Genomic DNA, 21,940 nt, shown 5'->3' on the forward strand with positions numbered 1-21,940 from the left:
CCCTCACGCCACGCGAACCCTCACGCCGGAACTCACCCGCACGGGGGACCCGGATCGCCGACGCGGGGGAAGCACGGGCCAGGGCCGTCCCAGCAGGATCGAAGCATGCAGATCAGCACAGCCCGCCCCGCTGTCGTCCGGCCCCTCACCGACGTCCTGACCGAGCGTGGACGCCGTCGCGCGACGACCGGGCCGCGATCCCCGCTCGGACGGGTCGCCGTCCACGCGTCCGCGCTCTGGGGTGTGCTGTTCTCCGCCGTCCACGTGTACTGGCTCGCCGACGGACGGCTCGGGCTCCCCAACGGACGCAGCATCTACGGGACGCCCGCGCTCCTCGTCATCGACGTGATCGCCATCCCCGCGTCGCTCGTCGCGGCCGGAATGGCGCTCGCGCTCATCCGCCCCTGGGGAGAACGCCTGCCGCAGCGGACGCTCAACGCCGCCCTCTGGGGGACGACGGGGCTGCTCGTCCTCCACGCGCTGCCCAGCGTCCCCGACTGGGTCGCGCTCTCCACGGGCGCGCGCGATGCGGCGGCCCTCAGCGCGGAGGAGCGGTTCGTCACGTTCCTGTACGAGCCGTGGTTCATGGCGGGCGGCGTGCTGTTCGGCCTCGCCACCTGGCTCATGCGCCGTCGCCGGACCTTCTAGACGCGGCGACCGCCAGACCCCGCCCTTGGGGGGCCTGACGGTCACACGTACGTGGCCTGACGGTCAGAAAAGAACAGCGGACTCCTCGGCGGACTGGTGCGAACGCTCGAAGTCGAGCAGGAACCGCTTGCGCTCGATCCCGCCTCCGTAGCCGGTGAGGCTGCCCGTCGAGCCGACGACCCGGTGGCACGGGACGATGATCCCGATCGGGTTGCGGCCGTTGGCCAGGCCGACCGCGCGGGACGCGCCGGAGTTGCCCAGCTCGGTGGCCAGCTCGCCGTAGGTCACGGTCTCGCCGTACGGGATCCGGGTCAGGGCGTCCCAGACACGGCGCTGGAACTCGGTCCCCTTCAGCTTCAACGGCAGCTCGAACTCGTGCCGCTCACCGGCGAAGTAGGCCGTGAGCTGGGACGCGACGGACGCGAACGGCTCGTCCCCGGGATCTCCGGGCAGGCCGAAGGTGCCCTCCTCCGGACGGTGCCGCTGCTTGTTCATGTAGAGCCCGACCAGTTCCGGACCGTCCGCGACCAGCGTCAGCGGCCCGACCGGGCTGTCGATCACGACGTGGGTGTTCACAGCAGATCTCGTTTCGTGCGGGATGTCATGCGGGAATCGTGTTGATGGCGTGGTCGCCCGTCGCCCACAGGTGCTGAACAGCGTACGAGCGCCAGGGCCGCCACGCCGCCGCGCGCCTCGTCAGCGCGGCCGGGGTGACGGGCAACTCGAGGGCCCGCGCGGCGTACCGGATCCCCAGGTCAGAGGCGATGAACGCGTCCGGGTCGCCGAGCGACCGCATCGCGATGGTCTCGGTCGTCCACGGCCCGATACCGGGCAGTTCCCCCAGTTTCGCCCGGGCCTCGTCCCAGTCCGCTCCGACGCTGAGGTCCAGGTCGCCCGACGCGAGGGCCGTGACCAGGGCCTTCAGGGTCGTCCGGCGGGATTCGGGGAACGCCAGGTTCTCCGGATCCAGCCCCACGAGCGCCTCGGGCATGGGGAACAGGTGGGTGAGGCCGCCGCCCGGGTCTTCCACCGGCTCCCCGTGCGCGCGCACCAGGCGCGCCGCGTGGGTGCGCGCGGCGGCCGTGGACACCTGCTGCCCCAGGACGGCCCGGATCCCGAACTCCGCACCACAGGCCGTCCGTGGCACGCGCCGTCCGGGAGCCTTCCGGACGAGCGGCTCCAGCACCTCGTCGGCGGACAGCAGCTCGTCCACGGCCTCCGGGTCGGCGTCCAGGTCCAGCATCCACCGGCAGCGGCTGATCGCGATCGTGAGATCACGCAGGTCGGTGAGGGTGAGCGTGCAGGCCACGTACGTCGGGGTCGGCTTCAGCGCGACGACGCCGGGGCCGTGCGGAAGGCGCAGCGTCCGCCGGTACGCGCCGTCCCGCCACTCCTCCACACCCGGGACGGCGGTGGCGGCGAGGTGCCCGAACAGGTTGTCCGGATAGAACGGCTGGCGGAACGGCAGCCGCAGCGACAACGTCCCGTTCGCGGCGGCCGGATGGCCACGAGCCACCCGATCACGCAATTCGGTCGGCGTCTGGGCGAAGACCTCACGAATCGTGTCGTTGAACGCCCTGATCGAAGCGAATCCGGAAGCGAACGCCACGTCCGACATCGGCAGGGCGCTCGTCTCGATCAGCAGCCGCGCGGTCTGCGCGCGCTGCGCCCGGGCGAGGGCGAGCGGCCCGGCGCCCAGCTCGGCGCGCAACTGCCGCTCGATCTGCCGGGTGCTGTAGCCGAGCCGGGTCGCCAGTCCCGGCACGCCCTCGCGGTCGACGACGCCGTCCGCGACCAGGCGCATCGCGCGGCCGACGACGTCCGCGCGATGGTTCCACTCCGGCGAACCGGGGCTCGTGTCCGGGCGGCACCGCTTGCAGGCCCGGAAGCCGGCCTGCTGCGCCGCCGCCGCACTCGGGTAGAAGCGCATGTTCTGCGGCTTCGGCGGGACGGCCGGGCAGCTCGGACGGCAGTAGATCCCCGTCGTCACCACCCCGGTGAAGAACCACCCGTCGAACCGGGCGTCCTTCGCCTGGACGGCCCGCACGCACCGTTCCGTGTCCTCATGCATGCCTCCAGCATCACCGAGGACCGGACCTTTCACTAGCGGAAAACCGACATCAACATCACCGCCGCCACCTCGCCCGCCCCCGCGAGGACCTCATGTCGCCGCAGGTCAACGCTTCCCGGCAAGCGCATAGAGCATGACCCCGACCGTGATCGCCCCGATTCCCACCCAGCCGATCATGCCCGGCGCGGACGAGCGCAGCAGGACCGGCTCCAGCATCGCCACGAACACCACCTCGGCGGCCTGGGTGGCCTCCACGGCGGCGAGCCGCATCGGGTGGGAGCGCTCGCGGTGGGTCGCCGCGAAGAACAACGTGGTCGCGATCACGCCCGAGAACACCGCGACGACGGCCGTCGCGCTGATCTGCCCGGCCGTCGGCAGCCCCGCCCGGATCCCGCCGATCACCGCGATGACCAGCCAGAACGGCAGGCTCGCCAGGGACATCGCGGCGAGCCGCTGGAAGGTGTCCAGACCGTCCCCGGCAAGGTCCATCGCGCGCCGGTTGCCGACCGGGTACGCGACCGCGCCGAACAGCACGGCCCCGACGCCCAGCGCCGCCTTCCAGGTCAGCGCGGACTGCCCGCCGCCGAGCTGGGTCAGGAACACCCCGGCCAGGATCAGTCCGGACAGCGCCAGCCCACGCATCGGCACCCGGCCGCGCTCGTCGCCCCGTCCGTACAGCAGCGGCGCCAGGACGACCCCGCACACGATCGTGACCTGCCACGTCGCCGCGACCATCCACCCAGGCGAGGTCGTCGCCGCGAAGCACAGCGGCGCGTAGAACAGGCCGAAACAGACCGTGCTCCACAGCATCCAGCGCCCCGGCGCGGCCCGCAGCGCCCCGAAGACCGGCGCCAGCCCCACACCCGGAGCCGTATCTGAGGCGAGTGCGCCCTTCGCGCGAGCACCGCGCACCGCGACGATCGCCAGGAAGATCGGCAACGAGTAGAGGAAACGCAGCGACGCCGTCCACTCCCACGCGCCGCCGCCGACCGCCATCAACCGGTTCGCAATGAAGGACGACGAGAAGAACAGCGCGCCCAGCACGCCCAGCCCGATCGACGCCGTCGCGCCGCCGCCCGGCCACGTCGCGCCCATCCGGCGCCGCCGCGCCGCCGCGCGCCCCCAGGCCCGCGCGTCCGCCATCGTCATCGTCCCAGCGCTCAACCGCACCCCCTCCTCGGACGGCCGACCCTACCTGGGACGAGATACACCGGACGTCATGACCCGGGAGGTAATCGATCTTCCTCGCGCACCACGCCAGAGTTGAACACGTCGGGACGGCCCCGACGGGAAGGGAAGATCATGAACAACGTGCAGCAGCAGATCGAGCGCTACATCGCCACCTGGAACGAGACCGACGCCACCGCGCGCCGCGCCGCGATCGACGAGATCTTCGCCGAGGGCGCCGCCTACACCGACCCGCTCGCCGCGGTCGAGGGCCGGGACGCGATCGACGCGCTGATCGCCGGGGCGCAGGGCCAGTTCCCCGGTCTGGTGTTCCGCCTGCTCGGCCCGGTCGACGCGCACCACGACATCGTCCGCTTCACCTGGGAACTCGGCCCCGAGGGCACCGAGGCCCCCGTCGTCGGCTTCGACGTCGCGGTGCTCGACGCGGACGGCCGGATCGTCCAGGTCCACGGCTTCCTGGACAAGGTCCCCGCGGCCGCGTGAGCCGCCCGGGCACAGGCACCGGCGGGGCGGTGGCGGACATCCGCCCACCCCGCCGCCCTACCCGGTGGTCAGTGGTGGCCGCGGCGCTTCTTCCCGCTGCACGCGTCCATGACCAGGGAGAGCCCGATGCCCAGCAGCCAGGAGTCCTTGGCGAAGGGAATGCCCTGCTGGGTCGGGCGCAGGCCGCCCTCCTCACGCATCCCCGGAAGCTTCAGATAGAGCCCGAGCAACCCGGCGGAGAAACCGGTCAACGCCGCCCCCGCCAGGAGCGACGGGACGAACGGCGTCAGCAGCGTCGCACCGATCGCGACCTCGGCGGTGCCGAGCATCCGGGTGAACTTCTGCGGCTCCCAGTCCTTCAGGAACGGGTAGGCGGTCACGGCGGTGCCATGGATGCCGTCCGCCATCTCCTCGGTGTTGCGGATCTTCCCCAGCCCGGAGTTCAGGATGAACGCCCCGGTCATGATCCGCATCGGCATCTGGTGCGGACGAGCCAGAATCGACATGACGGCCTTCCGATCGCGCGACAGGAGCACCTCGGCCCCGGGCGGCGACGGTCCGGGCCCGCTGGGGCTCCCCTTCCCACCCCGACCGGGTGGAATCGCCCGATGCCCAGAACTTGCCCGCCCCTTGACCCGCCACAACACCAGCACGGCCAAGCCCGCCCGGCCTAGCCGTCTCCCCGTCCCGGCGAACCTGAGAGTCGCCGCTCCACCTCCTCGGCGGCACCGGCGCTCAACAACGGCCGCCACCGCCCGAACAACTCGTACAGACCGCGTGTCTGGTCCGCGTTCAACGACCCGGCATCGACGACGTCCAGCTCATTGGCGACCGTGAGTTCGGCGAAATCCCGCCGCTCCCCGCCCGCCAGCTCGACGCTCTCACCCGTGAACCGATCAACGAACTCACCACCGGCGACAAGCCCTGGATACGACCGTCCCCGATCGCAAGACGCGTACACATAGACCAGCCGCTCAGCAGCCGCCCCGATCACCACGGAAAGCTCGTTCCGCCGCGCCACATCACCCAACGAGACAACAAAACCGTCCGTCCCGTAAAAGGCGTGACACAAACCCGCGACCCGCAACTCCTCGCGCGCGCCCCACTCCTCGAGCCGCCCATGCACCCGCCGTAGATGGGCCAGCAGTGTCCCGCCCGGATGCCGGATCACCCCGGCGCCCTTGCCCTCCAACAGCGCGATCGCACCCCACATGAGCGCCCCCGGTCCCTACTGAGCCATGTCCACGAACCTGCTGTAGTGCCCCTGAAAAGCCACGGTAACCGTGGCCGTGGGGCCATTACGATGCTTCGCCACGATCAGGTCGGCCTCGCCCGCACGCGGCGACTCCTTCTCGTAGGCGTCCTCACGGTGCAGCAGAATGACCATGTCGGCGTCCTGCTCGATGCTTCCGGACTCACGAAGGTCGGACACCATCGGCTTCTTGTCCGTCCGCTGCTCGGGACCACGGTTCAGCTGCGAAAGCGCGATCACCGGGACCTGCAGTTCCTTGGCCAGAAGCTTCAGCTGACGAGAGAACTCCGAAACCTCGACCTGACGGCTTTCCACCCGCTTACCCGACGTCATCAGCTGCAGATAGTCGATGACGACCAGCCGAAGATCGTGCTGCTGCTTCAGCCGCCGCGCCTTCGCACGGATCTCCATCATCGACATGTTCGGCGAATCGTCGATGAACAGCGGCGCCTCGGCCACCTCGCTCATCCGCCGCGCCAACCGCGTCCAGTCCTCGTCCTGCATGGTGCCGGAACGCATCGCGTGCAGCGCCACCCGCGCCTCCGCGGACAGCAGACGCATCGTGATCTCGTTACGCCCCATCTCCAGGCTGAAGAACGCCGAGGTCAACCCATGCCTGATGGACGCCGCCCGCGCGAAGTCGAGCGCCAGCGTCGAGTTGTGCGTCGGCACGCACGACCGCCCGACCAGGTACATGTGATCGGCGTTGTCCACCTGAATGCACCGAACCGGCACACTCGCCACCGGCCGCACATCCACGATGTAACGAACACGCGCCTTCGGATCCACCCGCTTACGCTGCCGCGCCAGCTTCCGCGGCAGCCTGAACACCGGATCGTGCGGCGTGAAATTGATCCGGTAGAAGGTCGACGTCTCCTCGCAGCGCCCCTTCACCGGCTTGGTCGTCATCGTCGCCCGGTAGCCGAGGCTGAGAATCAGCTCGTGCGCGTCCTCGGCCAGCCGCTTGTTGACGAACGCCAACTGCACCTGACCGATCTCGGAGACATACCCGTCCGTGTCGAGCATCCCGGCCAGCAACGCCCGCCGCTGCGCCTCCGACGCCCGCAGATACTCCGCCGGAATGTGCTTGTTCCGAAGAACCCCGAGTTTCCTGAGGCGTCCTACAAGCCTGGGCAACCCGAATCGCCCCGGTGCCTTGTGGCGCGTCACCTGCTGTCCCTCGGCGACGATCTCGCCGAGGATCTCCTCGTCGAAGCAGGTGATCGCCCCGTGCCAGCTGTCCCCGTCGCCCAACCAGGCGCCGAGGACATACGGCGAGACGGACAGGTCGGCTTCGTCCAGTTGGAAAGGCTCGGCGAGGGCGACCGCATGGTTGGGACGATGGTCGCCACCACACCGAACCGTGGCAGCGATCTCCGCGGTCGTCTTGATGGGCCGATGCACCGCTCTGGTCGTCTGGTTCTTCATCCGCACCGCATGCCCGAGCAGTCCACGGTAAAGGCTCGTGGCTTCATACCGCGGCTGGCGCTTGGAAAGACTGGTGTCCGCCCTTCCCTGATGCCCAAGTTCCCTGGTCACCGAATAGAGGGCGTGCTTGAACTCCGCCCCGACCTCGGCCATCGCCTCGCGATGCGTGATGAGGCGACGCGGACCGCCGTTGGCGTCGGCCGTGGCCCAGCGAACCCGGTTGATCGCCTCGTCCGGCCAGTAGTACGAGGGCCGTTGCCCCTCCTTCTGCTGGCGGCGGCTGGCGCGCGTGGTCGTTCGCCACTGGTGCTGCGCGTCGGCGACGATGACCTCGCCGTCGGAGAACTCGACCTCATAACAGGGGCGGCCGTGCATGACCTCGGTCGCGGCGACGACCCGGGTGGGCTTGCCGTCCGCGCCGATCACGAAATCGCCAACCTCGATTTCGCCCATAGTCGTCCAACCCGTTGGAGTTGGGACAATTGTGGACAAATCCAACGCCTTGCCCATCGCAGGTCGGGCGGCCACGACTATCATCTGGCCGGGGTGGAGGCCGTTGGTCAGGGCGTCGAGGTCGGCGAAGCCGGTGGGGACGCCGACCATCTGGCCGCCGCGGCTGCCGATCGCCTCGATCTCGTCCAGGGCGCCGGGCATGATCTCGGAAAGCGGGACGTAGTCCTCACCGGAGCGCTTCTCGGCGATGGCGAAGACCTCGGCCTGGGCGCGGTCGAGGATCTCGTCGGCGTCGGCGCCGTCGGCGTTGTAGCCCATCTGGACGATGCGGGTGCCGGTCTCGACGAGCTTGCGCAGGACGGAGCGCTCGCGGACGATTCTGGCGTAGTAGCCGGCGTTGGCCGCGGTGGGCACCGAGGAGATGAGGGTGTGCAGGTAGGGGGCGCCTCCGACGCGGCCGATCTCGCCGCGCTTGGTGAGCTCGCCCGCGATGGTGACGGCGTCGGCGGGGTCGCCTCGGCCGTAGAGGTCGAGCACCGCGTCGAAGATGATCTGGTGCGCGGGGCGGTAGAAGTCGGCGGTCCGCAGGACCTCGATCACCTCGGCGATCGCGTCCTGGGACAGGAGCATGCCGCCGAGCGCTCCCTGCTCGGCCGCGATGTCGTGCGGCGGTGTCCGCTCGAACTCCCGGTCGCCGGGTTCGAGTTCGGAAACACTCATCCCGGGCATCCCCCTCACCTCGGGCGCCAGCGGCCCCGCCCGCCTCGTCGCCGTCCGTCCAGCCCACATCTATCCGAGGGCTCGGACATTCTCCCGGGCCGCCGCGCCGGAGACCAAAAGGATCTGTGGACGGGCTTGTGGAGTCCCTGTGCAGACACGCCGTGAAGGTTGTGCACGACCTGTGGACAACCCTGGGGAAATCTTCGGCGACTTCTCCACAGCGGGTCGTTGACCTGCGGGAACACTGTCCACCGGGTGTGTGGGAAAGAAAGTCGGGCAAGTCACCCCAAGTAAGGGCAGTACCATAAACGTCGATTACCCACCATCGGCGTGACGAGGGCCATGAGCGCATCCCGCAGGCAGGACCGCGAGATCCTGCGGCTGGCCGTGCCCGCGTTCGGGGCACTGGTCGCCGAACCGCTGTTCCTCCTGTCCGACTCGGCCATCGTCGGGACGCTCGGAACCGCGCAGCTCGGCGGCCTGGGCGTCGCCAGCCAGCTCCTGAACACGCTGGTCTACCTGTCGGTCTTCCTCGCGTACGGGACGACCGCGGGGGTCGCGCGCCAGGTGGGCGCGGGCGATGTGCGCGCCGGGATCCGCCAAGGCGTGGACGGCATGTGGCTCGCGCTCGTCATCGGCCTGGGCGTGGTCGCTGTGGGGCTGCCCCTGACGCCGTGGCTGGTGGACGTGTTCGGGGCGTCCGGTGAGGTCGACTCGTACGCGCGCACGTACCTGGCGATAAGCCTGTTCGGCGTTCCGTCCATGTTGGTGGTGCTCGCTGGGACGGGTGTGCTGCGGGGCCTTCAAGATACGCGCACCCCGCTGCTCGTCTCGCTCGGCGGCTTTTCGCTGAATCTGGCTCTGAACGCCGTGTTCGTGCTCGGTTTCGACTGGGGTATCGCCGGATCAGCCTGGGGAACCGTCATCGCGCAGACGGGCAGCGCGGCGGTCTACGTGGTCGTCGTCGTGCGTGCGGCCCGCCGACATGGCGCGAGCGTGCGTCCGGACATGGCGGGTCTGCGGACGGCGGCATCGGCCGGGGCCTCCTTGTTCGTACGGACGGCCGCGTTGCGCATCGTCCTGATCGTCGGAACGTCCGTGGCCGCGCGCATGGGGGACGCCGAGATCGCGGCTTACCAGGTCGGTTTCCAGGTGTGGACGCTGCTGGCGTTCGCCCTGGACGCGCTCGCCATCGCCGGTCAGGCCATCACCGGGCGCTATCTGGGCGCATCCGACGTGGCTCGTGTGCGCGCGGTTACGCGACGGATGGTCGTCTGGGGCGTGGGTTGTGGCATCGTGTTCGGTTTGGCGATTGTGGCGGTCCGTCCGTGGCTGCCCGCGCTGTTCACGTCGGATCAGGACGTCCGGCACCTTCTGCTGACATCGCTTCTCCTCGTGGCCGTGCTGCAGCCCGTCGCGGGCGTGGTCTTCGTCCTGGACGGAATCCTCATCGGCGCGGGCGACGGCGCGTACCTGGCGTGGACGACCCTCCTGGCGACGGTCGTCTTCCTGCCCGCGGCCCTGGCCACCTCTTGGGCTGAGTGGGGCCTGGTCGGCCTCTGGAGCGCGATCGGCCTGTGGATGCTGACCAGGATGCTCACGCTGGGCGTGCGCGCACGAGGCGACGCCTGGCTCGTGACCGGGGCGGTCCGTCGCGCACGGGAGGACACGCCCGTCGCGTGACCCGGGAGCGCCCCATCCCGCGTCGTGGACGACCTTTGCGGACAAAGCGTCAGCCTCACGCGCCCCGCCGACCCCAGTCGCTACTATTCGAACATGTGTTCACCCGAGGGCGAGGGCATCGACCGCCTGGCCGACGCGATCGACGATCTCGCGGACGCCGCCTCCGGCGCGCTCACCCCTGAGGAGGCCACGGCCCGCATCGCTGGTCTGTGGTCCCTGGTCGGGGACCTCGATCCCGAGATCGCCCGCCGCCGCTCCCTCTACGACCGGCCACGCGGCTCCGAGTAGCGGCGGCACAGGACGGCAGCGCCCCCGACAGCGCCCGAGGATCAGCCGCCCGACGCCACGGCGATCGCTCCCTGAGCCACCGCGCACAGGGTTTCGCCGCCATCGGCGTCCAGCGCGGAGATGTCGCAGCGGCAGATGACGCGCGTGCGTCCGGCGCGGACGACCTCGGCGTGGGCCCGGAGGGTCGCGCCGAGGGCGGGCTTCACGTAGTCGATGGTGAAGCCCGCGGTGATCAGGTTCGGGCCCGCGACCGTCCCGGCGGCGAAGGTCAGCGTGTTGTCGGCCGCGTACGCGAGGACGCCGCCGTGCACGAGGCCGTTCTGCTGCCGCAGCTCGTCGCGGATGTCGAGTTCGAGGGTCGCCGCGCCGTCGCCGAAGGCGGTGATCCGCGCGTCCAGCAGGCGGCTGAACGGCTGCGCGTCCAGCACCTGACGGGCGAGGTCCAGGTCGAGTTCCATGCGCTCAGTCCTCACTTCACTAGTGAAGCGACAATGGCCCGGCGGCCTCGGCTCTGTCAAGATCGACGCATGGCCGAACCCGAGGAGCGCCTCTTCTTCCTGCTGCAGCGCGCCGCGCACAGGCTGCGGCTCGCGGCCGACCGGCGCTGCATGGACGCCGCCGGGATCACCACGGCCCAGCTCGGCGCGCTGTTCGCGGTCCAGGACCGGCCCGGCCTCACGCAGCGGGAGCTCGCCCGGACGCTGAGCCTGCGCGAGTCCGCCGTCACCTCGCTCGTCGCCCGGCTGACCTCGGCGGATCTGGTCGTCCGCGAGCCGCACCCGGACGAGCACCGGGCCGTCGTGCTGCGGCTCTCGGCGGCGGGAGAGGCCGCCCTGCGCGCCGCGCAACCCGCGATCGACCAGTTCAACGGCGAGTTGCGCGCCCTCTTGGGCGACGCGACGTTCTCCGAGACGGCCGCCGCCCTCGGCCGACTCGCCGCCGACCGCCCCACCACCGCCTGACCCGCCGCCGACTGCCCACGGCAGGACCCGGCTCCTGCCAGGGTGGCCTCTTACTTGAGGCGGAAGGGCGGCACGGTGCCGTTGACGTCGTCCGAGGTGAACGCCTCGGGGCCGTCCGACGCGTCCGGGATGGGCGAGGGAAGCACGGCCTGCGGGTCGAGGCGCAGGGCGACGGCGGTGCGCAGGTCGGGCAGGCGCTCGTAGAGGCGGTCACCCGGGCAGTCGGTGTTGTTCAGGTCCCGGTGGCCGATGATCGCCTTGGCGGGCTTGAGCCTGTAACGGACGCACAGCCAGGCGCAGACCTCGACGAGGGAGCCCCAGAGGGCGTCGGGGACGTCCTCGGTCATGTAGGTGCCCTCGTTCTCGATCCCGATCGTGTGGGAGTTGTGGCCCAGCACCTGCGCCCCGACGACGTGCTTGCCTGCGCGTATGGCCGCCAGGCTGCGGTTCCGGCCCTCCATCACGATGCCGCCCCGGCTGATGGTGAGCTGCTGCCCGCTGTCGGCCCAGCCGCGTCCCTGCATGTGGAACCGCTGGATGTCGCGGGACAGCCGGAAGGCGTGATCGAGGGACATGTCGGGCGAGTTGGGCGTCGAGGTGTGGTGCACGATGATCCGGTCCGGCTTCCGGTCGAGGACCGTGGCCGGGTGGATCGGTGGACGGGCCTTCCACTCCAGACGCGTGGACACGTCCGGGTACGGCATGCCGCCTCCGTGACCGGGCATGACATCGGCTTCGGGGGGCGAGCCGTCCGGGATCGGCTCCCGTGGAGCGGCGCGAGGCGCTCTGGGCTGCCGCGAGCCGCCACCGCCTCCACTGCGGTCGCCGTGGACATCGGACGTGGGACGGGGCCCCGGGACGTTCTCCGCCATGGCCATATTCTGCGGCCCGCACAGCGCGTCCACCGTCCAGAGGCCGAGGACGCCGCCGAGCAGGCCACGCCGGGTCACCACCGCCGGCCGGGTCGGCGAGCTCCGCGGATCGCACCGATCCGGCCGATCCGGGTGTTCGGGCTCTTCCGAGGTGAGACCCTGCATGCCGACCCTTTCGAACCAACAGTGTGGTTACGGAAAGTAGCCCCCACGCGGGTCCGGCCCCAAGCACCCGGCGGTTCACTGACGTTTCACATGAAACGGAAACGACCGGACCCCCGAAACGGGGATCCGGTCGTCAGATTCCGGGGCGGACTCAGCCCTCGAGGACGTTGACGTCGATCGAGGCGCTGACCTCCGGGTGCAGCCGGACGCTGACCCGGTGGGTGCCGACGGTCTTGATCGGGTTGCCGATCTCGATCCGGCGCTTGTCCAGCTCGGGGCCGTCGGCGGCCTGGACCGCGGCGGCGATGTCGGCGGCGGTCACGGCGCCGAACAGGCGGCCGTTGCTGCCGGTGCGGGTGCGCAGGTTGACCTTGAGCGCCTGGAGCCGGCCGGCGATCTCCTTGGCGTGCTCGACGGTCGCGATCTCGCGGCTCGCACGCGCCTTCTTGATCGACTCGATCTGCTTCTCGGCGCCGCGGGTCCACTGGATCGCGAAGCCGCGCGGGACGAGGTAGTTGCGGCCGTAGCCGTCACGGACCTCGATGACGTCTCCGGGCTCGCCGAGGCCGGAAACCTGCTGGGTCAGGATGAGCTTCATGATGTCACTTCCCCCTGACTCAGCGCGCGGTGCTGGTGTAGGGCAGCAGCGCCATCTCACGGGCGTTCTTGATCGCCGTGGCGACGTCGCGCTGGTGCTGGGTGCAGTTGCCGGTCACGCGACGGGCGCGGATCTTGCCGCGGTCGGAAATGAACTTCCGCAGCAGGACCGTGTCCTTGTAGTCGACGTAGGAGATCTTCTCCTGGCAGAACACGCAAACCTTCTTCTTAGGCTTGCGCGGAGGTGGCTTCGCCATCGTGGTGCTCCTTTGGGGAGAGCCCCGCTCACGCGGGAATGGACGTGGTGTGAATGGTTAGAAGGGGGGGTCGTCGGAGAACCCGCCGCCCCCACCGCCGCCGCCGGTGGCCCAGGGGTCGTTGTCCGGGGCGCCGGACTGGCCGCCGCCCTGGCCGCCGCCGCCGAAACCGCCGCCGGACTGGCCCTGGCCGCCGCCCTGGCCGCCGAAGCCGCCACCGCCGCCGAAGCCCCCGCCGCCGCCGCCCTGCCGCTGGGTCTTGTTGACCTTGGCGGTGGCGCTGCGCAGGGACGGGCCGACCTCGTCGACCTCGACCTCGAACACGGTGCGCTTCTCACCCTCGCGCGTCTCGTACGAGCGCTGCTTGAGCCGGCCCTGGACGATCACCCGCATGCCGCGCTGCAGGCTCTCGGCGCAGTTCTCCGCCGCCTGCCGCCAGACGTTGCAGGTGAGGAAGAGGGCCTCGCCGTCCTTCCACTCGTTCGCCTGGCGGTCGAAGAACCGCGGGGTCGAGGCGATGCGGAAGGAAGCGACCGCCTGGCCGCTCGAGGTGAAGCGCAGATTCGGGTCCTCTACGAGGTTCCCGACAATCGTGATTACGGTGTCGCCTGCCATGGGGCTCGCTCCGGCTGGTGGTGGACTGGACCGCTCCGGCTCAGTGGACCTCGGGGCGGATGACCTTGGTACGCAGGATCGTCTCGCTCAGGTTGAGCTGGCGGTCGAGCTCCTTGACCGTCGCGGGCTCAGCCGTGAGGTCGATCACCGCGTAGATGCCTTCGGACTTCTTCTGGATGTCGTAGGACAGCCGACGGCGGCCCCAGACATCGACCTTCTCGACGCTTCCGCCGTCGTCCTTGACGACCTTCAGGAACGGGTCGAGAGCGGCACCGGCGGTGCGCTCGTCGATCGCGGGGTCGAGAATGGTCATGACTTCGTAGCGACGCATGCTTGTCCCTACCTCCTCTGGACTGATGCGGTCACGGTCTCTCCGTGACAGGAGGGCTGTTGCGTCCGTCGCGGCCGCGCCTTTCGGCGCCCGTCCACACTGGCGGACCGGCCGCGAGACCGATACAGGCTATCAAGACTCGGCAGCGTGTGAGCCATTCCGGGACTCCCACCCCCGCCGCGCCGACCCGGCCTCGCCCGCGGGACGCGCCCGTCGCGGCGACCACCGTACGCCCGTGTCTCGGCTGCGGACCCGCCGTCAGTTCCGGACGGACCCGGCATGCTGTGCCGGACGGGCGCAGCGGCGGCGTTCGAGCTCGGTCATGATGTCGACCATCCGCGCCCGCATGCGGGCGGTCTGGGTCGTCAGCATGGACAGTTCCTCGACGAGCTCGGCGTCGCCGATGACCGCCAGTTCGCTCTCCCTCATGATCAGTCCCTCCCCGGCCGGACACGTCCGGTCGAATTCATGTTCGACGTTACCGGGTGCCGGCGACATTTTCCGCGCACGTGCTCCGGATTGATCCCCGTCCCTGCCGGGAATCTCTGGGACGTGCGCGGCTCGTCCCGCCCGGGGCGTCCGGCCGTCCCACACGGCGCCCGGCGGGCACGCCGCCGGCACACAACGACCGACCCCGAGAACACCGCAGATCACACATCGCACCTAGCGAGGGGGTGTCCCGATGCCACAACCGGAGGTAGCGGGGAGCAGCGGCAAGAGCAACGTCGTCGGCGCGCGCACACGCGGAGCCGAACGGCACGGGTTCCAGGACGGACTGGCCGGCGGCGCGTTCGTGGTCGGGCTGATCGCCCTGATCCTCGGCTGGATCCCGGCCACGCACTTCTTCGGCGCGCTGGCCGGGGTGATCGGCTTTCCCCTGGCGCTGTACTCCCAGATGACGTCGAAGACGACGGGTGAGCGCTGGCTGAACGTCATCGGCCTGGTCGCCTCGTTCGTCGGCTTCGGCTTCGCGCTGCGGCACGGCGGCTTCGGCATCTGAGTACACGCCCGAGGTCGTCGCGAGGGCTCGCCTCCTGAGCGGCGTCCTGGGCCGCTTCCGGGGCGGCGACCCGAGTCGCTTCCGGGAGCGTCGGGCGGACGGGCGGATAGGCTCGTGGCCATGCGCATCGGAGCCCACGTCGACCAGACCAACCCGCTCGACAGCGCCCGCGCCCGGAACGCGGACGTCGTCCAGTTCTTCCTGGGCGACCCGCAGGGCTGGAAGAAGCCGGTCATCCCCGAGGGCGCGGCCGACCTGGCGGGCTCCGGCGTGGACGTCTACATCCACGCGCCGTACGTCATCAACGTCGCCACGTCCAACAACCGGATCCGGATCCCGAGCCGCAAGCTGCTCGCGCAGCACCTCGAGGGCGCCGCGTCGGTCGGCGCGAAGGGCCTGATCGTGCACGGCGGGCACGTGCTGAAGGACGACGACCCGGAGACCGGGTTCGAGAACTGGCGCAAGGTGTTCGAGCGGCTGGACGACGTCCCGGTGCCGGTGCTGATCGAGAACACCGCGGGCGGCGGCAACGCGATGGCCCGCCGGTTCGACCGGATCGCCCGGCTCTGGGAGGTCCTGGCTGGCATCCCCGGCCTGGACTCCAAGGTCGGGTTCTGCCTGGACACCTGCCACGCGCACGCCGGCGGCGAGGACCTGGTCGACGCCGTCGACCGGATCAAGGCGATCACCGGGCGGATCGACCTGGTGCACTGCAACGACAGCCGGGACGCGTTCGACTCCGGCGCCGACCGGCACGCCAACCTGGGCGCGGGCACGATCGACCCGGAGCTGATCCTCGGCGTGGTGCGGGGCGCGGGCGCGCCGGTCGTCGTCGAGACCCCGTCGGACGGCCAGGCCGCCGACATCGCCTTCCTCCGCGACCACCTCGCCTGACCGTTCCTCCGCGACTCGCCTGACCGTCCCCGGCGGCTGGCCAGTGTCGGCCGTGCGAAGTGGGAACTCCGGGGGCGCGGCGGGAACCGCGTCAGGGTACGAACCATCTAATATCGCGCAGACCCGATGTCAGACACACTGGCATAATCCGGGTTCCTTACCACCAGCGCACGCGCGGAGCAGGTTCGACGGCGGGCGCGCGACCCGATCGGGAAGTCAATGGCACAGCCCCCCTACGATCCGTACGGCGGTTACGGGCAGGACCCCTACGCCGCCCAGCAGCCCCAGCCGTACGCCCAGCCCGCTCCCGTCCCCGCACCCGTCCAGCACAACTACTACGGCGGGCCGACGGCCGCCCCGACGACCAACGGCATGGCGACCGCGTCGATGGTGCTGGGCCTGGTCGGGATCTTCTTCTGCGGTTTCACGTCCGTGCTCGCGATCATCTTCGGGCACATCGCGCAGGGCCAGATCAAGCGGACCGGCGAGGGCGGTTCCGGGATGGCGACGGCCGGGCTGGTGCTCGGCTACATCGTCACCCTCGGCTGGGTCATCTTCTGGATCTTCTACATCGGCCTCTGGGCGGCGATCGTCGGCTCGTCCGGCTCGGCCTCCACGTACTGACCGGAGGGTCAGGTGAGGCGGGGGACGCCCGCGACCTCGACGCCGACGCTGGACAGCATGACGGTCATCGGGGTCGGGGTGTCGCGCCAGAACGCGACGGCGTCGGCGAAGGCGTCCAGGGCCGTGCGGAAGGACGCCTGGTCGGCCTCGGCGAGTTCGGCCCAGGACTCGTAGAGCACGACGTAGCCCTTGTCGGCCGGGGCCCAGGAGAGATCGGTGAGGCAGTCCTCCAGGGCGTCCCAGTTGTTCCCGAAGTAGTCGGGGAAGTCGAAGGAGTCGGCGGTCACCCGCAGGAAGGCGTCCTTGTCGCGGGCGCGGCGGCCGTCGATGTGGAAGGGGCGCCAGCCCTGGTCCGCCGCGCGCTCCATCCAGCCGAGGTCGTGCGAGGCGGCTCGTCCGGGGGCCGCGCGCCACTGGTAGACGCCCGGCTTGAGCCGTCCGGTCAGCACCTCGTCGAGGGCCTGGTTCGCGTCCACGTCACACTCCAAGAAATCCGTGTCCGTCCGTGTGCCGGACGGATCATCCCCCGGTGACCCGGACGAAACTGCGGTAGTGGTCCTGCGTGTAGTAGCGCTCGCCGTCCCGTCCGCCGATCAGGCGCCGGGCGCCGCGGTCGCCCGCGCCCGGGGTCGGGACGGTGTACTCCCTGTAGTACCCGTTCGGCTCGCGGGGCAGCCGGTGCTCGCGGTTCGCGAAGACGGCCCCGTCCTTGCGGTAGGGGAACGGGCCGCCCGCGGCGATCAGCTGGAGGGTGCGTCGCGCCTCGGCGGGCAGGCTCGACGCCGGGACCTGGCGCATCGCGCCGGTGGGCGCGGACGTGCGGCCGGTCTTCGGCGCTCCGGCCGTCTGCCGGGCGCTCGCGCGCGCGGACGGTCCGGACGCGTTCGCGTCGCCCCCGGACGTCCCGCCGCAGGCCGTGAGGCCGGTCAGCGCCAGCAGCGGCACGAGGAGCATCGCCGGCAGGGTCCGTCGAAGCCCTGTCCGCGGTGTTCGTCGCAACCCTGGCGACGGTGTCCGTCGAAGCCTTGGGCCGACCGTCATCGGTGCGTCACCCTCCCTTTTCACCCGGTGATCGTCGCACACGGCTTGAGGCATCCGTCCCGTCCGACGCGCTGACCTGCGAAATCGTGGCCTGTGGCTCCGGCATGTCGCCGCCGGGTTCAGTGGTCGGCCCAGTTGAGGGACGCCGTCGCCTCGACGGAGGCCCTGTGCGGCGCTGCCGCGGTCGCCGCGGGCGCGGCAACGGCAGTGAGGGTGAGGCTCAGGCCGACTGGGGTGGCCATGAGGCGCGTGATCCACATGATCGGGTGAGTACCCCTCCGACCAGCGGATTCATACGACGCTTCCGAGATCTTGACCTTGGAGGCCCGGAATCTGGCGAGATGCCCGCGACGGGCTGGAAGGCGAACGGCGGGACGCGCCCCGGGCCCTGGGGCGCGTCCCGCCGTCTCACGCGTGGCCTGCGTCCCCCGGCAGGAGCCGGGTCAGCGGGCGAGCTTCCACCTGTGGACCGCGCCGCACTTCAGGTTCTTGAACGACACACTGTGGTTGTGGACGACGACCTTGTCGGCCCAGCAGAGCCGGGCGGCGAGATAGCCGGTCTCGGGAGCGCTGAACGTCGCCTTGTACAGCGCGTTCGACTTCGTCCAGTTGACGCCCGGGCGGCCCCACTTGCCGCCCCTGGTCGCCTGCCAGTGCTCGAAGACCAGGTACTTGCCGTTCCTGGCGGTCTTCTTCAGGTACAGGCTGGACTTGAAGCCCTTCTTGGAGATCGTGTACGCCCCGTTGGCCTTGCCACCCTTCACCGACAGGCTCCAGCCGTGCGCCTTCGCCGCGTGCGCGTCGGACGGCGCGGCCATGGCGGTACCAGTGGTCAGGGCGCCGACGAGTCCCATCGTGCCCAGAGCCAGAGCGGTACGTCGCATGCATCCTCCTCGGTAGGGGATTGGACGATCCGTCACCCTTCCGATTCTCCGGACGTCACGCAAGTGGCTCTCGGTGAAACAACCTGTGCGTGGGATGAAGGTTTGCTTACCCCGCCCAGCCACCGGAGGAAAAGGTGAGCAGCTGGAGCACGGCGAACGGCACGGCGACCGCCACGGCCGCTCCGAACAGCCAACGGTGACGCAGCGCGAGCATCCCGAACCACAGCCACAGGGGCCACCACAACAACGTCGCGCGCCCGACCGACAGGTAGTAGGACGAGGTCATCAGGGCCGCGAGCTGGAGCCCGACATAGACCAGTTCCGGCCAGCGCCTCCGGTAGAGCAGGTAGAGCGAGAGCAGGACGCCGACCGCCGCCGCGAAGATCTCGATGCGGAACGCGAGCGTGAATTCGTAGTTGGTCTCGAACGCCGATCGCCAGGTGAGGGTGAATGCGTCCCACGGCATGGTGAACCGGCGGTGCCAGCCCGCCTCCTGCGCGTGCTGCCACGCCATCCAGTCGCCCGTCCGGTGCCACTGGTAGACGGTGTAGGCGGCCAGCGGGGTGAACGGCAGGACGAGCCAGGCGAGCGGACGCCAGCCCTGCTCGCGGCGTCCGTGCCGTCCGACCACGTACTCCGCGATCATCGCGAGGACGAGGAACAGCCCGGTGATCCGGACGGCCGAGGCTGGCATGCCGAGCAGCGCCGCCCAGGCCCAGCGTCCGCGCCGGGCCATCAGCCACGCGGGCAGCGCGAACGCCAGGAACAACGACTCCGAGTACCCCGCGAACAGGAACACCGCCGCCGGGCTCGCCAGCATCGCCGCGACCGCGCCCGCGCCGACCGTCCCGGCCGTGTCCCCGGGCTCGCGCTCGGCGTCGGCATCGCCATCCATGCTGCGGCCGTTCGCGGACGGCGCGGGCCTGCGGACGGTTCTTCGCGAGACCGCCACGTCCGTCGCGTGGACTCCACGACGGACAGTTCCGCCCGCGGCGTGTTCGGCGCCGCGGCCGGTGTCGGTGCGGTCGCTGTCGGTGGTGAGGCCGGACGTCCAGCCGGACAGCCTCGCCCGGATCAGGCCCCTGCGGCCCGGCCGGGCCTTCAGCTCGTCCTCGGCGAGGCGACCGAGCGCGAGCGCCGCGACACCGCCCGCGAAGAACGAGATCACCAGGCCCGCGAGTTTGTAGTCACCGCCGGTGAAAAGCCCGACGAACTTGAGAGCGAGCGGATACCCAGGGAAGAATGCGGGCCACCCGGGATCGAACTTCTCGCCGGGAACGCCCCCGTAACCGTAGGTCGCGATGTTGAGGAAGCGCACCGCGTCCCACTGGGCCCAGCGGTCCAGGTACGGCTTGCCGTCGTAGATCGACGGCAGCACCCGGGGCACGACGGCGACGAAGAACATCACGCCGACCCAGGACCCGAGCCAGAGGGCGAGCGCACGGCGGTCACTCGGCCGGAGCCGGCCGGTAGGTAGCCTCACAGTGCCATCAAATCCTGATCTTCGGGTGGTCGGTCGGCATACTCGTTCGTCTCACTCCATAGTCCGCGAAACCAGAGGGGGCCCGGCGCATGGATCCGGTCGCGATCGGCGAACCACTGGGGCCGTGGGATCCCAGGACGCTGGGCTCGTACGATATCCGCCGCCGACTGGGCCGGGGCGGGCAAGGCGTCGTCTATCTGGCCGAATCGGCCGAGCACGGGCTCGTCGCGATCAAGCTTCTCGGCGGCGAGGCGCCCGGCGCGGTCTCGGAGGACGTGGCCCGCCGGTTCGCCCGCGAGGCGGACGCGGCGATGGCCGTCGCGGAGTTCTGCACCGCGCGTGTCCTGACGGTCGGCACCGACCAGGGACGTCCCTTCCTGGTCAGCGAGTACGTTCCCGGGCCGTCGCTGCAGGCCCTGGTCGTCGAGCGCGGCCCGCGGACCGGCTCCGACCTCGACCGGATCGCCGTCGCCACCGCGACCGCGCTCGTCGCGATCCACCAGGCCGGAATCGTGCACCGCGACTTCAAGCCCGCCAACGTGATCATGGGCCCGGACGGCCCGCGCGTGATCGACTTCGGCATCGCCCGCGCGTCCGGGCCGGAGGCCGCGCAGACCACCGCCGTCGTCGGCACCCCCGCCTACATGGCCCCCGAGCAGCTCAGCAGCACGTCCCCGACCAGCGCCGTCGACGTGTTCGCCTGGGCCGCCACCCTGGTCTTCGTCGCCACCGGACGGCCTCCGTTCGGCGCGGACGCCATGACGACCCACCGCATCCTGCACGAGCAGCCCGCGCTGGACGGCGTCCCCGAGCGCCTGCTGCCGCTGGTCACCGACTGTCTCGCCAAGGACCCGTCGGGTCGTCCGTCCGCCGAGCAGCTGCTGCTGCGCCTGCTCACCGGACGCGCCTCCGGGACCGTCCCGCCGCAGCCCACCGCGTCCCAGATGCTCGGCATGGGCGCCGACCTCGCCGCGAGCCCCCTCCAGTCCGGCGACCAGAACGCCCGGACCGACGCCGGACGGCAGTCCCCGGCCTCGGCGCAGGGCTTCCCCGGCGTCCCCGCGCTCCCGGCTTTCCCCGGTGCCGCGCCGGACGCTCCCGGTTTCCCCGGTGTCCCAGCGGACGGGCCAGGCTTTCCGGGCGTCCCCAGCGACTCTCCGGGGTTTCCCGGCGTGCCCGCCGATTCTCCGGGCTTCCCGGGCGTCCCCGCCGGTTCCGGCGCCTCCCCAAGCCTCGCCTCGGGTCATCCGGCCGCCGCGCACTCGCCTGCGACGCAGCCGCCCGGCCACGTGGCGGCCCACGGCATGGGGGCGGCGGGCCCGCCCTCGTCCCCGCACACGGTTCCGGGCTCGCCCCCGCCGCCCAGGCGCCGCGTCGGCCCGATGGTCGGCGTCGCCGCAGGTGTCGCGGCCGGTCTGCTCGTCGCCGGGACGGCGGCCTACGCCCTCTGGCCGGACGACAAGCCCTCCGCGCCCGTCGCCGCCGTCGGCACGCCCACCCCGAGCACGCCGCCGACGTCGAAGGCGTCCACGAAGCCGTCCAGCGCGCCCGCCAAGGCGGAGAAGAGCGGCAGCCCGACCAGGTCGCCGAGCAAGTCGTCCAGTCCCGGCAAGTCGGCGTCCCCGCCCGGGAAGAAGCCCCCGAAGACCACCGGCGGCTGGTCGGCGCCGTCCGCCGCGGCCGGGATCAGCGCCTCCGGCAACTGGGACACCAGGAGCGGCCAGTTCGTCGGGACGCTCGTCCTGCGCATGACCGCGTCCAAGGGCTGGGCCGTCTTCGAGCACCAGCACTCCGACGGCGGCCCGATGTGCGACTACGGCGTCGAGTTCGCCAAGCCCGGCCAGACCCACACGTCGAGCTTCGGTTCCAAGTGCACCGGCATGTTCCGCGTCCGCACCTGCCTGGCGAGCAACGTCGACACGAGCGGCACCTACCCCCAGATCTCCTACAGCCGCTGCACGGCCTGGCGGCCGATCTTCCAATAGCCGCCGCGAGCACGGA

Annotated in this window: 27 protein-coding genes; 9 read left to right on the forward strand and 18 right to left on the reverse strand. The window is 70.8% G+C overall.

Features of this window, described 5'->3' with window-relative positions; genetic code table 11:
• The first annotated feature begins 105 nt into the window (after nucleotides 1-105).
• On the forward strand, nucleotides 106-648 hold the full coding sequence (locus P696_RS44670) for a DUF3995 domain-containing protein (protein WP_084337219.1): 543 nt from the start codon (nucleotides 106-108) through the stop codon (nucleotides 646-648).
• A 63-nt stretch (nucleotides 649-711) separates the two neighbouring features.
• On the opposite strand, the gene P696_RS44675 is transcribed toward P696_RS44670, so the two are convergent.
• The 3 genes from P696_RS44675 to P696_RS0110885 form a co-directional block, all read right to left on the reverse strand.
• Nucleotides 712-1,224 carry a methylated-DNA--[protein]-cysteine S-methyltransferase gene (locus tag P696_RS44675; RefSeq protein WP_051467294.1) on the reverse strand — a complete coding sequence of 171 codons (513 nt, stop codon included), beginning with the start codon at nucleotides 1,222-1,224 and terminating at the stop codon, nucleotides 712-714.
• Between the two features lie 25 nt (nucleotides 1,225-1,249).
• Entirely contained in the window at nucleotides 1,250-2,719 is a 1,470-nt protein-coding gene (locus tag P696_RS0110880; RefSeq protein WP_026412365.1) for an AlkA N-terminal domain-containing protein, read from the reverse strand.
• A gap of 105 nt (nucleotides 2,720-2,824) precedes the next feature.
• Nucleotides 2,825-3,883: a DMT family transporter gene (locus P696_RS0110885; RefSeq protein ID WP_211245690.1), complete on the reverse strand. Its 1,059-nt coding sequence runs from the start codon at nucleotides 3,881-3,883 to the stop codon at nucleotides 2,825-2,827.
• A 138-nt stretch (nucleotides 3,884-4,021) separates the two neighbouring features.
• Between P696_RS0110885 and P696_RS0110890 the strand changes: the two genes are divergently transcribed.
• Entirely contained in the window at nucleotides 4,022-4,390 is a 369-nt protein-coding gene (locus P696_RS0110890) for a nuclear transport factor 2 family protein (protein WP_026412367.1), read from the forward strand.
• A 68-nt stretch (nucleotides 4,391-4,458) separates the two neighbouring features.
• On the opposite strand, the gene P696_RS0110895 is transcribed toward P696_RS0110890, so the two are convergent.
• The 3 genes from P696_RS0110895 to dnaB all read right to left on the reverse strand — a co-directional run bounded on the left by P696_RS0110895 (nucleotide 4,459) and on the right by dnaB (nucleotide 8,243).
• Nucleotides 4,459-4,896 carry a DoxX family membrane protein gene (locus P696_RS0110895; protein ID WP_051467368.1) on the reverse strand — a complete coding sequence of 146 codons (438 nt, stop codon included), beginning with the start codon at nucleotides 4,894-4,896 and terminating at the stop codon, nucleotides 4,459-4,461.
• Nucleotides 4,897-5,060: 164 nt separating this feature from the next.
• On the reverse strand, nucleotides 5,061-5,603 hold the full coding sequence (locus tag P696_RS0110900; RefSeq protein ID WP_026412369.1) for a DUF6817 domain-containing protein: 543 nt from the start codon (nucleotides 5,601-5,603) through the stop codon (nucleotides 5,061-5,063).
• Between the two features lie 15 nt (nucleotides 5,604-5,618).
• Nucleotides 5,619-8,243 carry a replicative DNA helicase gene (gene dnaB, locus P696_RS0110905; RefSeq protein WP_026412370.1) on the reverse strand — a complete coding sequence of 875 codons (2,625 nt, stop codon included), beginning with the start codon at nucleotides 8,241-8,243 and terminating at the stop codon, nucleotides 5,619-5,621.
• A 342-nt stretch (nucleotides 8,244-8,585) separates the two neighbouring features.
• On the opposite strand from dnaB, the gene P696_RS0110910 reads away from it, so the two are divergent.
• Both P696_RS0110910 and P696_RS44680 read left to right on the forward strand, forming a co-directional pair.
• Nucleotides 8,586-9,926 carry an MATE family efflux transporter gene (locus tag P696_RS0110910; RefSeq protein ID WP_211245691.1) on the forward strand — a complete coding sequence of 447 codons (1,341 nt, stop codon included), beginning with the start codon at nucleotides 8,586-8,588 and terminating at the stop codon, nucleotides 9,924-9,926.
• A 93-nt stretch (nucleotides 9,927-10,019) separates the two neighbouring features.
• Nucleotides 10,020-10,214 (forward strand): hypothetical protein, encoded by a 195-nt coding sequence (locus P696_RS44680; protein WP_034484123.1) that lies wholly within the window; start codon nucleotides 10,020-10,022, stop codon nucleotides 10,212-10,214.
• Between the two features lie 41 nt (nucleotides 10,215-10,255).
• Here the strand turns inward: P696_RS44680 and P696_RS0110920 are convergent, their stop codons facing one another.
• Nucleotides 10,256-10,672: a PaaI family thioesterase gene (locus tag P696_RS0110920; protein WP_026412372.1), complete on the reverse strand. Its 417-nt coding sequence runs from the start codon at nucleotides 10,670-10,672 to the stop codon at nucleotides 10,256-10,258.
• 69 nt (nucleotides 10,673-10,741) lie between these two features.
• Between P696_RS0110920 and P696_RS0110925 the strand changes: the two genes are divergently transcribed.
• Complete coding sequence (locus P696_RS0110925; protein WP_026412373.1) at nucleotides 10,742-11,176, forward strand: MarR family winged helix-turn-helix transcriptional regulator; 435 nt, start codon at nucleotides 10,742-10,744, stop codon at nucleotides 11,174-11,176.
• A 50-nt stretch (nucleotides 11,177-11,226) separates the two neighbouring features.
• Here the strand turns inward: P696_RS0110925 and P696_RS44685 are convergent, their stop codons facing one another.
• The 6 genes from P696_RS44685 to P696_RS56860 form a co-directional block, all read right to left on the reverse strand.
• Nucleotides 11,227-12,129 carry a peptidoglycan recognition protein family protein gene (locus tag P696_RS44685; protein WP_245627601.1) on the reverse strand — a complete coding sequence of 301 codons (903 nt, stop codon included), beginning with the start codon at nucleotides 12,127-12,129 and terminating at the stop codon, nucleotides 11,227-11,229.
• 235 nt (nucleotides 12,130-12,364) lie between these two features.
• Complete coding sequence (gene rplI / locus P696_RS0110935; RefSeq protein ID WP_026412374.1) at nucleotides 12,365-12,811, reverse strand: 50S ribosomal protein L9; 447 nt, start codon at nucleotides 12,809-12,811, stop codon at nucleotides 12,365-12,367.
• Between the two features lie 19 nt (nucleotides 12,812-12,830).
• Nucleotides 12,831-13,067, reverse strand: a complete 237-nt coding sequence (gene rpsR, locus P696_RS0110940) for a 30S ribosomal protein S18 (protein WP_026403973.1) — start codon at nucleotides 13,065-13,067, stop codon at nucleotides 12,831-12,833.
• 57 nt (nucleotides 13,068-13,124) lie between these two features.
• Nucleotides 13,125-13,682: a single-stranded DNA-binding protein gene (locus tag P696_RS0110945; RefSeq protein WP_026412375.1), complete on the reverse strand. Its 558-nt coding sequence runs from the start codon at nucleotides 13,680-13,682 to the stop codon at nucleotides 13,125-13,127.
• Between the two features lie 40 nt (nucleotides 13,683-13,722).
• Entirely contained in the window at nucleotides 13,723-14,013 is a 291-nt protein-coding gene (gene rpsF / locus P696_RS0110950) for a 30S ribosomal protein S6 (RefSeq protein WP_026412376.1), read from the reverse strand.
• Between the two features lie 258 nt (nucleotides 14,014-14,271).
• Nucleotides 14,272-14,442, reverse strand: coding sequence for a hypothetical protein (locus tag P696_RS56860; protein ID WP_170026404.1), 171 nt, complete (start codon nucleotides 14,440-14,442; stop codon nucleotides 14,272-14,274).
• A 253-nt stretch (nucleotides 14,443-14,695) separates the two neighbouring features.
• On the opposite strand from P696_RS56860, the gene P696_RS44690 reads away from it, so the two are divergent.
• From P696_RS44690 to P696_RS44695, 3 genes are all read left to right on the forward strand, one after another.
• Nucleotides 14,696-15,013, forward strand: coding sequence for a hypothetical protein (locus P696_RS44690; protein ID WP_051467298.1), 318 nt, complete (start codon nucleotides 14,696-14,698; stop codon nucleotides 15,011-15,013).
• 120 nt (nucleotides 15,014-15,133) lie between these two features.
• The gene (locus tag P696_RS0110965; protein WP_026412377.1) at nucleotides 15,134-15,907 is read left to right on the forward strand and encodes a deoxyribonuclease IV; all 774 of its coding nucleotides are present in this window, start codon (nucleotides 15,134-15,136) and stop codon (nucleotides 15,905-15,907) included.
• Between the two features lie 219 nt (nucleotides 15,908-16,126).
• A complete protein-coding gene (locus P696_RS44695) occupies nucleotides 16,127-16,531 on the forward strand; it encodes a DUF4190 domain-containing protein (RefSeq protein ID WP_034484124.1) in 405 nt (134 codons plus the stop codon).
• Nucleotides 16,532-16,539: 8 nt separating this feature from the next.
• Here P696_RS44695 and P696_RS52265 read toward each other — a convergent pair whose 3' ends face one another.
• The 5 genes from P696_RS52265 to P696_RS52270 form a co-directional block, all read right to left on the reverse strand.
• Complete coding sequence (locus P696_RS52265) at nucleotides 16,540-17,007, reverse strand: barstar family protein (protein WP_051467299.1); 468 nt, start codon at nucleotides 17,005-17,007, stop codon at nucleotides 16,540-16,542.
• A gap of 43 nt (nucleotides 17,008-17,050) precedes the next feature.
• Nucleotides 17,051-17,485, reverse strand: coding sequence for a guanyl-specific ribonuclease (locus P696_RS0110980; RefSeq protein WP_211245692.1), 435 nt, complete (start codon nucleotides 17,483-17,485; stop codon nucleotides 17,051-17,053).
• A gap of 206 nt (nucleotides 17,486-17,691) precedes the next feature.
• Nucleotides 17,692-17,832 (reverse strand): hypothetical protein, encoded by a 141-nt coding sequence (locus P696_RS55780; RefSeq protein WP_157429619.1) that lies wholly within the window; start codon nucleotides 17,830-17,832, stop codon nucleotides 17,692-17,694.
• Nucleotides 17,833-18,015: 183 nt separating this feature from the next.
• Complete coding sequence (locus P696_RS0110990; protein WP_157429620.1) at nucleotides 18,016-18,456, reverse strand: hypothetical protein; 441 nt, start codon at nucleotides 18,454-18,456, stop codon at nucleotides 18,016-18,018.
• A 106-nt stretch (nucleotides 18,457-18,562) separates the two neighbouring features.
• On the reverse strand, nucleotides 18,563-19,939 hold the full coding sequence (locus tag P696_RS52270; protein WP_157429621.1) for a hypothetical protein: 1,377 nt from the start codon (nucleotides 19,937-19,939) through the stop codon (nucleotides 18,563-18,565).
• Nucleotides 19,940-20,028: 89 nt separating this feature from the next.
• Between P696_RS52270 and P696_RS57375 the strand changes: the two genes are divergently transcribed.
• Nucleotides 20,029-21,924, forward strand: a complete 1,896-nt coding sequence (locus P696_RS57375) for a serine/threonine protein kinase (protein ID WP_051467302.1) — start codon at nucleotides 20,029-20,031, stop codon at nucleotides 21,922-21,924.
• Nucleotides 21,925-21,940: the final 16 nt, after the last annotated feature.

The organism is Actinomadura oligospora ATCC 43269 (assembly GCF_000518265.1).
GTDB classification, from domain to species: domain Bacteria; phylum Actinomycetota; class Actinomycetes; order Streptosporangiales; family Streptosporangiaceae; genus Spirillospora; species Spirillospora oligospora.

Excerpts from the sequence above, each read along its gene's own strand:
- P696_RS44670 (WP_084337219.1), top strand. The coding sequence starts at position 106 with ATGCAGATCAGCACAGCCCGCCCCGCTGTCGTCCGGCCCCTCACCGAC.
- P696_RS0110880 (WP_026412365.1), bottom strand. The coding sequence starts at position 2,719 with ATGCATGAGGACACGGAACGGTGCGTGCGGGCCGTCCAGGCGAAGGAC.
- P696_RS0110890 (WP_026412367.1), top strand. The coding sequence starts at position 4,022 with ATGAACAACGTGCAGCAGCAGATCGAGCGCTACATCGCCACCTGGAAC.
- P696_RS0110895 (WP_051467368.1), bottom strand. The coding sequence starts at position 4,896 with ATGTCGATTCTGGCTCGTCCGCACCAGATGCCGATGCGGATCATGACC.
- P696_RS0110900 (WP_026412369.1), bottom strand. The coding sequence starts at position 5,603 with ATGTGGGGTGCGATCGCGCTGTTGGAGGGCAAGGGCGCCGGGGTGATC.
- dnaB (WP_026412370.1), bottom strand. The coding sequence starts at position 8,243 with ATGAGTGTTTCCGAACTCGAACCCGGCGACCGGGAGTTCGAGCGGACA.
- P696_RS0110910 (WP_211245691.1), top strand. The coding sequence starts at position 8,586 with ATGAGCGCATCCCGCAGGCAGGACCGCGAGATCCTGCGGCTGGCCGTG.
- P696_RS44680 (WP_034484123.1), top strand. The coding sequence starts at position 10,020 with ATGTGTTCACCCGAGGGCGAGGGCATCGACCGCCTGGCCGACGCGATC.
- P696_RS0110920 (WP_026412372.1), bottom strand. The coding sequence starts at position 10,672 with ATGGAACTCGACCTGGACCTCGCCCGTCAGGTGCTGGACGCGCAGCCG.
- P696_RS0110925 (WP_026412373.1), top strand. The coding sequence starts at position 10,742 with ATGGCCGAACCCGAGGAGCGCCTCTTCTTCCTGCTGCAGCGCGCCGCG.
- rplI (WP_026412374.1), bottom strand. The coding sequence starts at position 12,811 with ATGAAGCTCATCCTGACCCAGCAGGTTTCCGGCCTCGGCGAGCCCGGA.
- rpsR (WP_026403973.1), bottom strand. The coding sequence starts at position 13,067 with ATGGCGAAGCCACCTCCGCGCAAGCCTAAGAAGAAGGTTTGCGTGTTC.
- P696_RS0110945 (WP_026412375.1), bottom strand. The coding sequence starts at position 13,682 with ATGGCAGGCGACACCGTAATCACGATTGTCGGGAACCTCGTAGAGGAC.
- rpsF (WP_026412376.1), bottom strand. The coding sequence starts at position 14,013 with ATGCGTCGCTACGAAGTCATGACCATTCTCGACCCCGCGATCGACGAG.
- P696_RS56860 (WP_170026404.1), bottom strand. The coding sequence starts at position 14,442 with ATGAGGGAGAGCGAACTGGCGGTCATCGGCGACGCCGAGCTCGTCGAG.
- P696_RS44690 (WP_051467298.1), top strand. The coding sequence starts at position 14,696 with ATGCCACAACCGGAGGTAGCGGGGAGCAGCGGCAAGAGCAACGTCGTC.
- P696_RS0110965 (WP_026412377.1), top strand. The coding sequence starts at position 15,134 with ATGCGCATCGGAGCCCACGTCGACCAGACCAACCCGCTCGACAGCGCC.
- P696_RS44695 (WP_034484124.1), top strand. The coding sequence starts at position 16,127 with ATGGCACAGCCCCCCTACGATCCGTACGGCGGTTACGGGCAGGACCCC.
- P696_RS0110980 (WP_211245692.1), bottom strand. The coding sequence starts at position 17,485 with ATGCTCCTCGTGCCGCTGCTGGCGCTGACCGGCCTCACGGCCTGCGGC.
- P696_RS55780 (WP_157429619.1), bottom strand. The coding sequence starts at position 17,832 with ATGTGGATCACGCGCCTCATGGCCACCCCAGTCGGCCTGAGCCTCACC.
- P696_RS0110990 (WP_157429620.1), bottom strand. The coding sequence starts at position 18,456 with ATGCGACGTACCGCTCTGGCTCTGGGCACGATGGGACTCGTCGGCGCC.
- P696_RS57375 (WP_051467302.1), top strand. The coding sequence starts at position 20,029 with ATGGATCCGGTCGCGATCGGCGAACCACTGGGGCCGTGGGATCCCAGG.